We start from the raw sequence: 14189 nt of genomic DNA, 5'->3' as shown, positions 1-14189 counted from the left end.
GGTCCATCCCGGCCGCGCCCGCGCTTTCATAGGTCGGCAGCGGCAAGCCATCGCCATGCGGAAGCCTGACGAAACCGACGGTGGGGCCGATGACGGAGGAAGGATAGACAGCCGTGCGCATGAGCCCATTCCTATCGGCGCGGCTGCCGATTCGGTCAACCCGGCCGCGACGCTATCAACGCCTTTCTTTCAATGCGGTTCCGCGTCAGCGCAACTCCACCGGAACGACGGTCGTCTCCTTGATCTCCTCCATGACGAAGGAAGCGGAGACGTCCGACAGCGGCACCTTGGCGATCAGCCGCTGATAGAGCCTGTCATAGGCTTTCACGTCGGCGACGCGGGCTCTCAGCACATAGTCGAGGTCGCCCGACATGCGGTAGACGCCGGTGATCTCGGCAAAGCCCGTCACCGCCGCCCGGAACTTTTGCAGCCAGTCCGGGTCGTGGTTCGACGTGCGGATCAGGATGAACACCGAAAGCCCGAGTCCAAGCTTGTCGGCATCGACCAGCGCCACGCGCCCGGTAATGACGCCCTCCTCCTCCAGCCGCTTCACGCGCCGCCAGCAGGCGTTGCGGGACAAGGCCACGCGCTCCGACAACTGGTCGACGGAAAGCGTGCCGTCGCGCTGCAGTTCGGCCAGCAATCTCCGATCAGTTTCGTCGATATCATATGCCATTCTTGGGATAAATGTCCCAAAATAGGGCTAGACACAAGGACAATTTGGGATCGATGAACCTTCAACTCGTGGCAGGATACTCAATATCGGGGCTCATCCCGGCAGGAGGGATCACCATGACGACGCGGTTTTCGGCGCTCTTTACGTCTCATCCGGCCAAGGTTGGCGAAACCTATTTCGGCCACATGGCCTTCGCCGCCTGGTTCTGCTCCCGCCTGTCGATGGCCGCGGGCGCCGCCCTCGTTCACGCTTTCTTGCCATTTCTGTTCGAGACTACCGCCAGCCGAATCGTCCGTGAGCTCTATGAGCGCACGAACAACAGAGGCTCACACGCGGTGAAGGAGCCTCAGGCTCTGATGGATCGCGCCTGATAAATGGTGGAATGCGATGTGCCGGTGGGCGGCTTATCTCGGTGAAGCGGTCTTCCTCGAAGACATCGTCACCGCGCCCTGCCACTCGCTGATTGCCCAGAGCCACTGCGCCCAGGAGGCCAAGTCGCCGACCAATGGCGACGGTTTTGGCCTCGCCTGGTATGGCGACCGTCCCGAGCCCGGCCTTTACCGCGACATCCTGCCGGCCTGGTCGGACCCCAATCTGAAAAGCCTCTGCCGGCAGATCAAATCAGGCCTGTTCCTCGCTCATGTGCGCGCCTCCACCGGCGGCGCGACCAGCCGCATGAACTGCCATCCCTTCGTCTCCAGCCGCTGGTCGTTCATGCATAACGGCCAGATCGGGGGCTTCGAGAAGATCCGCCGCGCGCTTGAGAATTCGCTGTCGGATGCTGTCTTCGACCAGCGCGAAGGGACGACTGATTCCGAACTGTTCTTCCTGCTGATGCTCGACGAAGGCCTGTCCGCCGACCCGCAAGGCGCGGTAGCCCGCGCCACCAGCCGCGTTCTCGAGGCTTCGCGCCACGCCGGTCTCGAACCCTCCCTGAAGCTGACAGCGGCATTTTCCGATGGCGAGGCGCTCTACGCCGTGCGCTACGCCACCGACGGCCAGGCGCCAACGCTCTATACCGGCGCATTCGCGAGCCGCGCCGGCCGCTGCATCGTCTCCGAACCGTTCGACCGCGACGGCGGAGAATGGCAGGCGATCCCGCCGTCGAGCTTTGTCACCATGACAAGGGACGGCACAAACATCCGGCCGTTCGCGCCGACCGTTGCTAAGTTCGCGTTGGCCGTCTAGCTCCAAACGTAGCGAAGGTCGCGGGACAGCGCCGCCCTGACCACAGGTGGGCGCAATTTCGATCAAGCACCGCTGTCCTAACAATGCTGAATTCGGCTTGAAGCCGCGGTCTCATCCGCCATGTTCAAGGCGCAGCGCGGCAAGCAGCCGGAGTGCAGCACAATGGACATCGGATTTTCCTCGACTACCGAACTCGCGGCAGCAATTGCCCGGCGGAGAATCTCGGCCGTGGAGGCGCTGGACGCGCATCTGGCGCAGATCGACCGGCATAACGAAGCTCTGAACGCCGTCGTCCTCCTCGATCGGGAAGGCGCGCTTCAGCGTGCCCGAGAAGCCGATGCGGCACTGGCCCGCAGCGCCGCGCTCGGCCCGCTGCACGGCGTGCCGTTCACGCTGAAGGATGCGCACGAGACCGCTGGCATGAAGACGACGGTCGGCTTCCCGCCATTTGCCGACAACGTTCCCAAGCAGGACAGCCCTGTGGCTGCCAGGCTAAAGAGAGCCGGCGGCGTGCTGGTCGGCAAAACCAATGTCGCCACCATGCTGGGCGACTGGCAGTCTGACAATCCGCTGTTCGGCCGCACCGGCAACCCTTGGGATCCGTCGCGCACAGCGGGCGGCTCCAGCGGCGGCGCTGCCGCTGCGGTTGCTGCGGGCATGACGCCCTTCGAGGTCGGCACCGACATGCAGAGTTCCATCCGCTTGCCCGCCGCCTTTTGCGGCGTCTACGGCCTGAAGCCGACCGAGCATCGCGTCTCGCTGGCCGGCGCTTTTCCCGACCCGGGCGGCATTCCGCGCAGCGTCCGCTTGATGTCCTGTGTCGGGCCGATTGCTCGCAATCTGGAGGACCTGGCGCTGATTTACCGGATCATTGCCGGTCCGGACGGCGGCGATACCGATCTGGCGCCGGTGCCGGTTGATGCGATACCGACGCTCGAGCTGACATCGCTGCGCATCGCCTTCGCCGGCACCTTCCGCAGCTTTCCGGTGGCCGCCGAGATCGGCGCCGCGGTCGAGAGATTGGCTGCTAGGCTGGCTTCCGCCGGCGCGCACGTCGAGGAAGCCAAACTGCCGAAGCTCGACCTGCATGATGATCTCACCGAGGGCGGCAAGTTGATCGGCATGATGTTGGAGGCAGCGCAACCGGAACCGCCGGAACAGCCTGCGCCGGTGTCGCGCTGGTTCGCGGCGCTCGCTCGCCGCGACCGGTCGATTCTTGCTTGGGAGCGGTTCTTCGAAAGCTGTGATGCCTTGCTTTGCCCGGTCGCCATGACAACGGCCTTTCCGCACTGCAAGCCAGGCAGCGCGCTGAAGGTCGACGGCAAGGACGAGAGCTATTGGATGCTGCCGGCCTATGGCGCGGTCTTCAATTATTCCGGCCATCCGGCGCTGGCGATACCAGGCGGGCAGGACAGCAACGGGTTGCCCATCGGCCTGCAACTGGTCGGCAAGCGCTGGTCGGAGGCGAGACTGCTCGGCGTCGCTGCGGCGATCGCGCCGCTGACCGACGGGTTTCGCCGGCCGCCGGGCTACTGAGCGAAGCGCGACAGCGCATAAGGCGCGAGCAATGGATCGCGCTCGCCATCGACGATTTCGCGGGCCGCAAACAGGCCGATGGCGGGTGCCAGCGTGATGCCGGAATGGGTGACGGCGACATAGACGCCGCCTACGCCGTCGGCGCGGCTAACAATTGGGAAACCATCGATCGGAGTAGGACGATAGCCGACTGTGTGGAAATCGTACTCCAGCCCGTCGGCGCCGCGCAGCATCGCTTTCACCGCTTCGAAAAGCTCAAGCGCGGTTGCCTCCGGGTTCTCGCCCGGATCGCCGCCGCCAAAATCCGAGCCGGCGATGATCCGGCCCTCGGCCGTCTGCCGCATATGCAGCCTCTCGGCCAGCACCAGGCCGTTGAGGAGCTTCCTGTAGGGTCGCGAATGCACGATCAGACCGGGCGGCGTCTTGATCGGCAACTGGACGCCTGCCGTCGCGGCGATCGCCGGAGCGCCGGCGCCGGCGGCGATCACCACCTCGTCGGCGGCGATGGTTTCACCCGCAACGACGACGCCGCTCAGGCTGCCGCCGGATAGAGTCAGTCTATCGACAGTCCCAGTAATAAGCCGCGCGCCGCGCCGTTCGGCGTCCGCCAGCAGCGCCGTTGCGGTCGCCACCGGCTCGGCCACGCCTTCCTCGGCGACATGAAGCGCGAAATCGGGAAGCTCGGTCAGGTTGGGTTCGATCCGCGCCGCCTGTTCGCGGCCGACCTGCTCGATGCCGTAGCCCCAGGACGAATGCTCGGCCGCATAGGCTTTGAGCTTGTCCGCCGGCAGGTCCCAGCACAGGCCGCCGCACCAGGCAAGCGGCAGGCCCGGCAGATCATTCGCCAAGCGTTTCCACTCGTTCATCGCCCGGATGCGCAGCCGGAAATAGGTCTCCGGATTGCCCCAGCTTGCGTTGATCCAGGCGAAGGAATTGGGCGTCGCGACGCCGCCGGCGCCGCTTGTCGAGACGACCGTCACCCTCGCTCCAGCCTTCGCCAGATGCCAGGCGATCGATGCGCCGATGATGCCGGCGCCGATGACGATGACTTGTTTTGCGCTGCTCATGCCATGACCTTCAGAGGAGATTTCCCCGTCATGCCATCGCGCCGGCCAGACCTCAAGCGAGAAGCGGCTACGCGCCGCCCATCGCTATCTTCTGCGTCCCGACAACCAGGCCCTTCAGCTCTTCGCAGCGCCGCGTGAGCCGTGAAGAGTCGACCTTCTTCGCTAACGCCAACGCTGTGCCGAGCTCCAGCTCCGCGCCGGAACGATCGCCGAGCTGAATGAGCAGCGCCGCGAGCGCAAGCCTGGCATCGGCGACATTGACCGGCGAGCCGACCTCGCTCCAGCGCGAGCATGCGGTCTGCAGCTCCCGAACAGCCTCGGTGGGGCGGTCTTCCCGTATGAAAAGTTCAGCCTTGGCCTCGGCGGACAGCGCCCGGATGGAGGCCATCGGCCAGCGCTGCGGCTGGCTCTCCAGCTCGGTGATAACTTCTTTTGCGCGCTCGAGACGATTGGTGCGCGCCGCCACCTTGGCGAGAGTGGCAAGGACCATGCCTCGCCGCTGCAGCGTCGGCCAGCCGTTTCCGACCAGGGAGCGCTCGAGAGCGCTGAAGGCGGCCTCGGCCTGGCCTTGCTCCAGCTGCAGCAGCGCCAGTCCGGGCTGCGGATCCCAGCCGGCGGCATGGGACGCACGATAGGCTGTTTCCGCCTCGGTGAGATCTCCGGCGGCCAGATGAATGTCACCTAAGACACGCAGCGCATCGCCCGTCGCCCAGGGGGCGTCGACGGCGAGCTGGTCGAGCGCGGCGCGTACCAGCGCCTCAGCCTCCCTCAGCGTGCCGTGAACGCCGAGCACTTCGGCGCGATGCAGCCGGCAGGAGCCCGACAGATCCTCAAGCCCATGTCCCCTGCACCAGTCCTCATAGCCGAGGGTCCATTGGTTGGCCCTCGCCCAGTCGCCAAAATTCCGGCAGGCCCAAAGTATGTTGCAGTAGAGAATGCCGCCGACGACCGGGTCCACGCCGCTGGAGAGGCCGAGCGCGGCGGCGAAATCCTGGTCCTCCTGGCCGGATTTGGTCTCACCGAGGCAGAGCTTGAAAAAACCGCGATAGATCAGCCCGAGCGACTCCACGACCGGATCTTCGAGATCCCTGCCAACCGCGAAAGCCTTTTCGGCAAGCGCAAGCGCCTGCTCCGGCTCGGCTTCCGCGCCCATGATGCGCGCTCCCATCCAGCACCACAGGCCGTGCTCCCTGCTGTCGGTTGCGCCATCGATCAGCTGCGCCGCCCGCTTGTGCCAGCCCTTGGCGACGGCAAGTTCCCCTCTCTCCAGATGAACCCTGGCCAGGCCGATTGCCGGGGACGCCGCTCGCAAGCGCTCGCCGGCCACGCCGTAGGCAGTCACCGCGCGCGCCAGAAGCGGGATGGCTTCAGCCGGGCGGCCCATGCACTCCAGCGCAAGTGCCCATTCCTCAAGATCGGCCGTCAGCAGCTCGCCAGCGGCATCCGCTTCGGTGAAGCAGGCTGCGGCCTCGTGCCATTTTCTGACAGCAACAGCTTCGCGTGCCGACAGAACCGGTGAACCGGGGCTCGAAAGCTTGCCGCCCGCGCCGGCCGGCCCGTTCGCCGAAATGGGCGGCAGGTCGAGGCAAATCCGGTAGCCGAAGCGGGGCAGGTTGCGCAGCGCCGTTTCCATGCCGCCCTGGCGAAGAACGCCGCGGGCAAGGCTTGCCACGCGCTGCAACGAAGCTTCCGTCACCGTCACGCCCGGCCATAGCGTTTCAAGCAATTCGTCTTTGCTCATGGCCCGGTCCCGGTGCCGCAGCAGAATGGCGAGGAAATCGAAGACCAGGGGCTGCACCTCGATCTCGCTTCCGGCGAGACGGAGGGCGCGAGCGTCCTCGTTAAGATCGAAGTCGGCGAAGCAATAAGTTCCCATCGGCAGCAATCCTGTAACGGCAGTAGGCAAAGGATCGGAAGAAGATAAGGACGGCGTAAGGACTGTCGGCCGCCTCTTGCGCAATTCTCCGTCTGCCCGGCGAGCCATGCTGCAGTTTAGCTCAGCGGCCCCGGGAATGTCACCGGCATCGAATCTGGTCGAGCGTCCGGAGGCATTTGAACCCAAGATCAAGGAGATTGCGAAATGCAGAAATACATCATCGAACGTGAAATTCCCAAGGTCGGCACCTTCGAGCGCGAGCAGCTTCGCGACGCCTCCAAGGCCTCGAACGCCGTTCTCGCCGAGCTCGGCCCGGACATTCAGTGGGTCGAATCCTTCGTCGCGGATGACAAGACCTTCTGCGTCTACCTCGCCAAGGACGAGGCGATCATTCAGCGCCACGCCAAGATGAGCGGCTTCCCGGCCACCAAGATCACGCAGGTGAAGCGCCTGTTCGATCCGACGACGGCATACGCCGCCGCCTGATGGAGGGATCGATCGTGAAGTGCCTTGCAGGCGAGTTGCGAGCACGATCGATCCTGATCTTCTGTCGGCCAAACCTTCGGGAGGGCCAGTCTGGCCCTCCCGATTTCATCATTCAAACAGAGGAGGATAAACCATGACCATCCTTGGACAGGAGCTTGCGGCCAACCACTCCGCGCTCGGACGGTTCCTCGTTGCAATCTTCGAAATCTGCCGTTCCGGCGGAGGCGTGCTTGCGCGCATCCTGCGAAATCGCAGGGGTCGGGCCACGCTGGACGAATTGCCGGACTATCTGCTGCGCGACATCGGCATCGAGGGGGCGGAGATACGTTTAGCTACCCGGTTGGGCCGCCAGGACCGTCATCGCGAGCGAACCTGAACGGCCTAAGGTTCCTGTCAGGCCACATCGACTACGCTGTTCGGCCGTGCCGGTCTGCCCGAAACTGTCGACACGTCCAAAATGCGCTGCTAGAAGCCCGCGCCACAGACAGGATTCCAAAAATTGGCAGAAGACATCGAACAGGCGGTATCGCGCCGCCGCACTTTCGCGATCATCGCCCACCCCGATGCCGGCAAGACCACGCTCACCGAAAAGCTGCTTCTGTTCGGCGGCGCCATCCAGCTTGCCGGCGAGGTCAAGGCCAAGAAAGATCGCATCCAGACCCGGTCCGACTGGATGAAGATCGAGCGCGAGCGCGGCATCTCGGTCGTCACCTCGGTGATGACCTTCGAATATGACGACAACGTCTTCAACCTGCTCGACACGCCCGGCCATGAGGATTTCGCCGACGACACCTACCGCACGCTCTCTGCGGTGGATTCGGCCGTCATGGTCATCGACGCCGCCAAGGGCATCGAGCCGCGCACGCTGAAACTGTTCGAGGTCTGCCGGCTGCGCGACATCCCGATCATCACCTTTGTCAACAAGATGGACCGCGAGAGCCGCGATCCGTTCGAAATCCTCGACGAGATCGAGCAGAAGCTGGCGCTGGACACAGCACCGGTTACCTGGCCGATCGGCCGCGGCAAGACCTTTTCGGGCACCTATCACCTGGCGCAGAACGCGGTGCGCCGGAGCGATGACGAGAAGGAGCGCACGCCCGTAAACGGCCCGGATTCCAACCGCGTCGCCGGGCTTTTGCCGGAAAACGAGCGCAACGACTTCATCGAGGAACTGGAGCTCGCGCGGGAAGCGTGCAGACCCCTCGACATCGACGCCTTCCGCGAAGGCCATCTGACGCCGGTCTATTTCGGCTCGGCGCTGCGCAATTATGGAGTGCGCGACCTGATCGAGGCGCTCGGCGCCTACGGGCCGCCGCCGCGGGCCCAGGCAGCCGATGAACGCACGGTCGAGGCGACGGAGGGGAAGATGACCTCCTTCGTCTTCAAGATCCAGGCCAACATGGACCCCAACCATCGCGACCGCATCGCGTTCGTCCGCGTCTGCTCCGGCAAGCTGGAGCGTGGCATGAAGGCCAAGCTGGTGCGCACCGGCAAACCGATGAGCCTCTCGGCGCCGCAATTCTTCTTCGCCCGCACCCGCGTCACCGCCGACGAGGCCTTCGCCGGCGACGTCGTCGGCATACCCAATCACGGCACGCTGCGCATCGGCGACACGCTGACCGAGGGCGAGGAGATCCTGTTCCGCGGCGTGCCGAACTTCGCGCCGGAAATCCTGCGCCGTGTCCGCCTCGGCGATGCGATGAAAGCCAAGAAGCTGAAGGAAGCGCTGCATCAGATGGCCGAGGAGGGCGTCGTGCAGCTGTTCTCGCCTGAGGACGGCTCGCCGGCCATCGTCGGCGTTGTCGGCGCGCTGCAGCTCGATGTGCTGAAGGAGCGGCTTAACATCGAATACACGCTGCCGGTGGATTTCGAGATGTCGCGCTTCTCCGTCTGCCGCTGGATCTCGGCCGACGACAGGGCGGATGTCCAGCGCTTTATCGAGGCGCATCGCGGCGACATCGCCCGCGACCTCGACAACGATCCGGTCTTCCTCGCCCAGCACGCCTTCTCGCTCAACTACGAGGCCGAGCGCTGGAAAGCGATCCGCTTCGCCGCGGTCAAGGATTATCAAGTCCGCGACAAGGCGGCGTGATTGTGGTGAATAGTGAATAGTGATAGTCGGGCATCCTCACCATTCACCGTTCACTACTCACGCGTAATCACCCCTTCGCCGCTTCCTCGATCGTGGCGATGTCGATCTTGCCCATCTGCATCATCGCCGACATCACGCGCCCGGCCTTCGCTCTGTCGGGGTCCTGAAGCAGACGCGGCAACTGCTCCGGCACTACCTGCCAGGAAACGCCGAACTTGTCCTTCAGCCAGCTGCAGCGTCCCGGTTCGCCGCCGCCTTCGGTGAGTCTGGCCCAGAAATAATCGACTTCTTCCTGCGTTTTGCAGTCGATCGACAGCGACATCGCCTCGGTGAACTTGTATTGCGGCCCCCCGTTGAGGGCTTGGAACTGCACCCCGTCGAGCTCGAACGAGGCGACCAGAACCTGGCCTTCCTGGGGATGGCCCTTGGGCCAGCGCGTGACGCTCAGCACCTTCGAATTCTTGAAGATGGCGACGTAGTGGTTCATGGCCTCCTCGGCCTGGCCGTCGAACCAAAGGAAGGTGGTGATCTTCTGCATGTCTTGCTCCTCCGACTTGTTCAGGTTGGCTCATCATCAACGGCGCGCCGGCGATTTGGCGCGGCTTTCGTACCGTCTGCCTCAAGGACGGCTCGGCGCGGCGCGATCCGACAGCGTTTTTCAAATTTCCTGAAGAATCGTGGCGCAGCGCAAAATTGTGGCAAGCCCGGACCTTGGCCGCTATAACCGCTGCCGACTGAAATACAGCGCCGCCGCGCCACGTTTTAGCGCGGCCAGCCAGCAAGGAATACCGATGCCCGCCTACCGTTCCCGCACCACCACCCATGGCCGCAACATGGCCGGCGCCCGTGGCCTGTGGCGTGCCACCGGCATGAAGGACAGTGATTTCGGCAAGCCGATCATTGCGGTGGTCAATTCCTTCACCCAGTTCGTCCCGGGCCATGTGCACCTGAAGGATCTCGGCCAGCTCGTCGCGCGCGAGATCGAGAAGGCCGGCGGCGTCGCCAAGGAGTTCAACACCATCGCCGTCGACGACGGCATCGCCATGGGTCACGACGGCATGCTCTATTCGTTGCCGTCGCGCGAGCTGATCGCCGACTCCGTCGAATACATGGTCAATGCGCACTGCGCCGACGCCATGGTCTGCATCTCCAACTGCGACAAGATCACGCCCGGCATGCTGATGGCCTCGCTACGCCTCAACATCCCGACCGTTTTCGTCTCCGGCGGCCCGATGGAAGCCGGCAAGGTGGTGCTGGGCGGCAAGGCGCAGGCGCTCGACCTCGTCGACGCCATGGTGGCCGCGGCCGACGACCGAATTTCAGATGAGGACGTCAAGGTGATCGAGCGCTCGGCCTGCCCGACCTGCGGCTCCTGCTCGGGCATGTTCACGGCGAACTCGATGAACTGCCTGACCGAAGCGTTGGGTCTCTCGCTGCCCGGCAACGGCTCGACTTTGGCCACCCATGCCGATCGCAAGCGGCTGTTCGTCGAGGCAGGCCATCTGATCGTCGATCTTGCGCAGCGCTATTACGAGCAGGAGGACGACAGTGCGCTGCCGCGCAGCATCGCCTCCAAGGGAGCCTTCGAGAATGCCATGGCCCTCGACATCGCCATGGGCGGCTCGACCAACACGGTGCTGCACATCCTGGCTGCCGCGCATGAGGGCGAGGTCGACTTCACCATGGAGGATATCGACCGGCTGTCGCGCCAAGTGCCGGTGCTTTGCAAGGTGGCGCCGGCCAAGTCCGACGTGCACATGGAGGATGTTCACCGCGCCGGCGGCATCATGGCGATCCTCGGCCAGCTCGACCAGGCCGGGCTGATCAACCGCGATCTGCCGACAGTCCACACCGCAACGCTGGGCGAAGCGCTCGACCATTGGGACATCGCCCGCACTTCCGCAGAGAATGTGCGCGAGTTCTTCCGCGCCGCGCCCGGCGGCGTGCCGACGCAGGTCGCCTTCAGCCAGGATCGCCGCTGGGAGGATCTCGACACGAACCGCGAGACGGGCGTCATTCGCTCGGCCAAGACGCCGTTCTCGAAGGATGGCGGCCTCGCCGTGTTGAAGGGCAATCTGGCGCTCGACGGCTGCATCGTGAAGACGGCCGGCGTCGACGAGTCGATCCTGAAATTCACCGGTCCGGCCCGCGTCTTCGAAAGCCAGGACGCTTCCGTCAAGGCGATCCTCGGCAACGAGATCAAGGCGGGCGACATCGTCGTCATCCGCTATGAGGGGCCGCGCGGCGGCCCCGGCATGCAGGAGATGCTCTACCCGACCAGCTATCTTAAGTCGAAGGGCCTCGGCAAGGCCTGCGCGCTGATCACCGACGGCCGCTTCTCCGGCGGCACGTCGGGTCTGTCGATCGGCCACGTCTCGCCGGAAGCCGCCGAGGGCGGGCTGATCGGCCTGGTTCAGGAAGGCGACACGATCGAGATCGACATCCCGAACCGCAAGATCCATCTCGCCGTCAGCGAAGCCGAGCTCGACGCCCGCCGCAAGGCTATGGCGGCCAAGGGCGCGGATGCCTGGAAGCCTGAGGAAAAGCGCAAGCGCAAGGTGACGACGGCGCTGCGCGCCTACGCCGCCTTCGCCACCAGCGCCGACAAAGGTGCTGTCAGGAAAGTGCCGGAATAAGTCGGGCAGCGCCCCCCTACCTCCCCCTTGTGGGCCCCTCTGTGGGGAGGTCGGACCGAAGGTCCGGGTCGGTCGGCGCCGCACCTCCACCCCGCTGCTGCGCAGCGACGGGTAAGCGCCGGCGTCACGGCATCAGCTGATATTCATAAAGCTTCTGATAGAGTCCGCCCTGTTTGAGCAGGGACTTGTGCGGGCCGCTTTCCAGCACCTTGCCGTTTTCCAGCACCACGATCGTGTCGGCCTGATGCACCGTTGACAGCCGATGCGCGATGACGATGGTCGTGCGTCCGACCGTGAGTTGCTGCAGCGCGTCGCGGAACAGCGCTTCCGATTCGGCGTCCAGCGCGCTGGTCGCCTCGTCGAGCAGCAGGATCTCGGCATTGCGCAGCATGGCGCGCGCGATCGAGATGCGCTGGCGCTGGCCGCCGGACAGCAACGAGCCGTTCTCGCCCACCTCCGTCTCGTAGCCCTTGGCCATGGCGCTGATGAAGTAATGCGCGTTGGCGGCCTTGGCCGCGGCGATCACCTCCTCGTCGGTCGCGTCCTGACGCCCGAGACGTATGTTGTGCATGATGGTGCCGGCGAACAGGAACGTGTCCTGGCTGACATAGGCAATCTTCTGCCTGAGTGAATCGAGCGTGGCGAAGGAGATGTCCTGGCCGTCGAACATGACCTTGCCGCTTTGCGGGTCGTACATGCGCATGATCAGGTTGAGGATCGTTGACTTGCCGCCGCCGGAAAGTCCGACCAGCGCCGTCATCTTGCCGGCCGCCAGGGTCAGGTTGAGCTGTTCGAAAACCGGCGGGCTCTCGGGATAGGCGAAGCTGACATTGTCGAAGCGGATTTCGCCCGGGCCCGGCTGCAGCGGCTTGGCGCCGGGCTTTTCGGCCAGCGTCAGCGGCCGGTCGGCAAGCTGGAACATCATGCGCACGCCGACGATGCCGGTCTCCAGCGAGATGCGCACGCGCGCCAGCCGCTTTGCCGGCTCATAAGCGAGCAGCAGCGCCCCGATAAAGGCCATGATGTTGCCCGGCATCTGGCCGCCCTGCAGCACCAGGAAGCCGCTGATGAAGACTGCGCCGGCAATCGCCAGACCGGCAAGCGTTTCCATCACCGGGCTGGTGGCTGCCTCGAGCGTCGCGATGTTGTTGGCGCGGTTCTGGACGTCCGACACGGCCTTGTACATGCGCTTGCGCATCGCGCCTTCGAGATTGAAGGATTTGACGACGCGCACGCCGATTGCCGTTTCCTGCATCACATGCACGATCTGGCCGAGCGAGCGGAATTCCATCTTGGCGATCTGGCGCACGCGCTTGAGAATGCTGTTGACGCCGTAGATCGCCACCGGTCCGACGACGAAGCAGATCAGCGACAGCGCCGGCTGCTCCCAGACCATCACTGCGACCAGCACGATCAACGTCACCAGATCGCGCACATAGGACGTGACGACGAGGTCGAGCACGCTGCGCGCGGCTTGGGCGTTGTTGGTCATGCGGGTGATCAGGTCGGACGACGAGGTCGAATGGTAGAATTCGATGCCTTGCGCCAGGATCCGGTCATAGATCTTTCGCTGCCTATCGGCGATGATGGCATTGCCGACCCGGCTCATGAAATAGGCCTGAACGAAGGTCGCCAGGCCCTTGAGGACGAAGATAGCGGCGACCGCGGCCGCGATCAGGTTGACGCGATCCGCTCTCTTGTAGACCACGAATTCGTTGGTGATCTCCTTCAGGATCCATGCGCTTGCCCCCGTCATGGCGGCCACCACCAGCATCGACACAATGGCCGCGCCATAGCCGAATTTATGCTCCCGGAAAGATTCTCGTACCAGCCTTGCGACAAGGCGCTGGTTCTCCGTCGAGCGGAAGAAGCGAAACAAACGGCCGATCCTGTGTCTGGCTTATCAAATTTCGGATTCGCCACGGGGGCGAGAGGCGGCTTATAGAGCGAGTTGGCGCCGGAGGAAACGCCGGCAGGGAAGAAACGGCTGCGGCGGGCCGCCTTTCCGATCACGATAACGCTGATTTCTACCAAAGGGATGACGACATGGATTTCGACCTCATCGTGCGCGGCGGCACGCTGCCGGACGGCAGGATCGCCGATATCGGCATCGCTGGCGAAACCATCGCCGCGATCGAGCCTCAGTTGCAAGGCGCAGCTCGGAGCGAGGTCGATGCGCGCGGCAATCTCGTCTCGCCGCCCTTCGTCGATCCGCATTTCCATATGGACGCCACGCTCTCCTATGGCATTCCGCGCATCAACGCTTCGGGCACCCTGCTCGAAGGCATTGCGCTCTGGGGCGAGTTGAAGCCGCTCCTGACGCATGAGGCGGTGCGCGACCGCGCGCTCGCCTATTGCGACTGGGCGGTGTCGATGGGCCTGCTTGCCATCCGCACCCATGTCGATGTCTGCGACGACCGGCTGCTTGCCGTGGAAGCTCTGCTGGACGTGAAGAAAACGGTCGCGCCCTATCTCGACCTGCAGCTTGTCGCCTTTCCGCAGGACGGGTTTTATCGCTCGCCGACGGCCCGCGAAAACACAATCCGGGCGCTGGATATGGGCGTCGACATCGTCGGCGGCATCCCGCATTTCGAGCGCAACATGGCCGATGGCACGCGCTCGGTGACGGAAC

At 64.4% G+C, this 14189-nt stretch carries 13 protein-coding genes and 1 pseudogene; 8 read left to right on the top strand and 6 right to left on the bottom strand.

Annotated features, from left to right (window positions below; all coding sequences use genetic code 11):
• Together EOA79_RS33700 and EOA79_RS21860 are read right to left on the bottom strand one after the other, a co-directional pair.
• A pseudogene (locus EOA79_RS33700) lies at positions 1–121 on the bottom strand (dUTP diphosphatase); the annotation flags it as partial.
• 84 nt (positions 122–205) lie between these two features.
• On the bottom strand, positions 206–676 hold the full coding sequence (locus EOA79_RS21860; protein ID WP_067003562.1) for an Lrp/AsnC family transcriptional regulator: 471 nt from the start codon (positions 674–676) through the stop codon (positions 206–208).
• A gap of 116 nt (positions 677–792) precedes the next feature.
• Here EOA79_RS21860 and EOA79_RS21855 point away from each other — a divergent pair, with 116 nt between their 5' ends.
• The 3 genes from EOA79_RS21855 (at position 793) to EOA79_RS21845 (ending at position 3400) form a co-directional block, all read left to right on the top strand.
• Positions 793–1047, top strand: coding sequence for a DUF6356 family protein (locus tag EOA79_RS21855; RefSeq protein WP_067003741.1), 255 nt, complete (start codon positions 793–795; stop codon positions 1045–1047).
• Between the two features lie 16 nt (positions 1048–1063).
• Positions 1064–1864 (top strand): class II glutamine amidotransferase, encoded by an 801-nt coding sequence (locus EOA79_RS21850; RefSeq protein ID WP_067003564.1) that lies wholly within the window; start codon positions 1064–1066, stop codon positions 1862–1864.
• A gap of 162 nt (positions 1865–2026) precedes the next feature.
• Positions 2027–3400: an amidase gene (locus EOA79_RS21845; protein ID WP_095799472.1), complete on the top strand. Its 1374-nt coding sequence runs from the start codon at positions 2027–2029 to the stop codon at positions 3398–3400.
• Here the strand turns inward: EOA79_RS21845 and EOA79_RS21840 are convergent.
• Entirely contained in the window at positions 3394–4467 is a 1074-nt protein-coding gene (locus tag EOA79_RS21840; RefSeq protein WP_095824297.1) for an FAD-binding oxidoreductase, read from the bottom strand. The two genes, EOA79_RS21845 and EOA79_RS21840, sit on opposite strands and share 7 nt — an antisense overlap.
• A gap of 67 nt (positions 4468–4534) precedes the next feature.
• Entirely contained in the window at positions 4535–6343 is a 1809-nt protein-coding gene (locus EOA79_RS21835; protein WP_164748414.1) for a winged helix-turn-helix domain-containing protein, read from the bottom strand.
• A 204-nt stretch (positions 6344–6547) separates the two neighbouring features.
• On the opposite strand from EOA79_RS21835, the gene EOA79_RS21830 reads away from it, so the two are divergent.
• The 3 genes from EOA79_RS21830 to EOA79_RS21820 all read left to right on the top strand — a co-directional run bounded on the left by EOA79_RS21830 (position 6548) and on the right by EOA79_RS21820 (position 8921).
• Complete coding sequence (locus EOA79_RS21830; protein ID WP_067003570.1) at positions 6548–6829, top strand: DUF4242 domain-containing protein; 282 nt, start codon at positions 6548–6550, stop codon at positions 6827–6829.
• A 133-nt stretch (positions 6830–6962) separates the two neighbouring features.
• Positions 6963–7205 (top strand): DUF1127 domain-containing protein, encoded by a 243-nt coding sequence (locus tag EOA79_RS21825; protein WP_095824295.1) that lies wholly within the window; start codon positions 6963–6965, stop codon positions 7203–7205.
• Positions 7206–7328: 123 nt separating this feature from the next.
• A complete protein-coding gene (locus EOA79_RS21820; protein ID WP_095780207.1) occupies positions 7329–8921 on the top strand; it encodes a peptide chain release factor 3 in 1593 nt (530 codons plus the stop codon).
• Positions 8922–8988: 67 nt separating this feature from the next.
• Here the strand turns inward: EOA79_RS21820 and EOA79_RS21815 are convergent, their stop codons facing one another.
• A complete protein-coding gene (locus tag EOA79_RS21815) occupies positions 8989–9459 on the bottom strand; it encodes a VOC family protein (RefSeq protein WP_067324344.1) in 471 nt (156 codons plus the stop codon).
• A 253-nt stretch (positions 9460–9712) separates the two neighbouring features.
• Between EOA79_RS21815 and ilvD the strand changes: the two genes are divergently transcribed.
• Positions 9713–11557 (top strand): dihydroxy-acid dehydratase, encoded by a 1845-nt coding sequence (gene ilvD / locus EOA79_RS21810; RefSeq protein ID WP_095824294.1) that lies wholly within the window; start codon positions 9713–9715, stop codon positions 11555–11557.
• A 124-nt stretch (positions 11558–11681) separates the two neighbouring features.
• Here the strand turns inward: ilvD and EOA79_RS21805 are convergent, their stop codons facing one another.
• A complete protein-coding gene (locus tag EOA79_RS21805) occupies positions 11682–13436 on the bottom strand; it encodes an ABC transporter ATP-binding protein (protein ID WP_095824293.1) in 1755 nt (584 codons plus the stop codon).
• 167 nt (positions 13437–13603) lie between these two features.
• On the opposite strand from EOA79_RS21805, the gene EOA79_RS21800 reads away from it, so the two are divergent.
• On the top strand, positions 13604–14189 hold a 586-nt coding region (locus EOA79_RS21800; RefSeq protein WP_164893910.1), incomplete at its 3' end, for an amidohydrolase family protein.

Origin of the sequence: Mesorhizobium sp. M1A.F.Ca.IN.020.03.2.1, assembly GCF_004023205.1 — a bacterium.
GTDB lineage: Bacteria > Pseudomonadota > Alphaproteobacteria > Rhizobiales > Rhizobiaceae > Mesorhizobium.
Note: the sequence above shows the minus strand (reverse complement) of the source record. Positions and strands in the feature narration are given on the sequence as shown.

What these genes read in the sequence shown, in the direction of transcription:
- EOA79_RS21860 (WP_067003562.1), bottom strand. Translation starts at nt 676, where the DNA reads ATGGCATATGATATCGACGAAACTGATCGGAGATTGCTGGCCGAACTG.
- EOA79_RS21855 (WP_067003741.1), top strand. Translation starts at nt 793, where the DNA reads ATGACGACGCGGTTTTCGGCGCTCTTTACGTCTCATCCGGCCAAGGTT.
- EOA79_RS21850 (WP_067003564.1), top strand. Translation starts at nt 1,064, where the DNA reads ATGTGCCGGTGGGCGGCTTATCTCGGTGAAGCGGTCTTCCTCGAAGAC.
- EOA79_RS21845 (WP_095799472.1), top strand. Translation starts at nt 2,027, where the DNA reads ATGGACATCGGATTTTCCTCGACTACCGAACTCGCGGCAGCAATTGCC.
- EOA79_RS21840 (WP_095824297.1), bottom strand. Translation starts at nt 4,467, where the DNA reads ATGAGCAGCGCAAAACAAGTCATCGTCATCGGCGCCGGCATCATCGGC.
- EOA79_RS21835 (WP_164748414.1), bottom strand. Translation starts at nt 6,343, where the DNA reads ATGGGAACTTATTGCTTCGCCGACTTCGATCTTAACGAGGACGCTCGC.
- EOA79_RS21830 (WP_067003570.1), top strand. Translation starts at nt 6,548, where the DNA reads ATGCAGAAATACATCATCGAACGTGAAATTCCCAAGGTCGGCACCTTC.
- EOA79_RS21825 (WP_095824295.1), top strand. Translation starts at nt 6,963, where the DNA reads ATGACCATCCTTGGACAGGAGCTTGCGGCCAACCACTCCGCGCTCGGA.
- EOA79_RS21815 (WP_067324344.1), bottom strand. Translation starts at nt 9,459, where the DNA reads ATGCAGAAGATCACCACCTTCCTTTGGTTCGACGGCCAGGCCGAGGAG.
- ilvD (WP_095824294.1), top strand. Translation starts at nt 9,713, where the DNA reads ATGCCCGCCTACCGTTCCCGCACCACCACCCATGGCCGCAACATGGCC.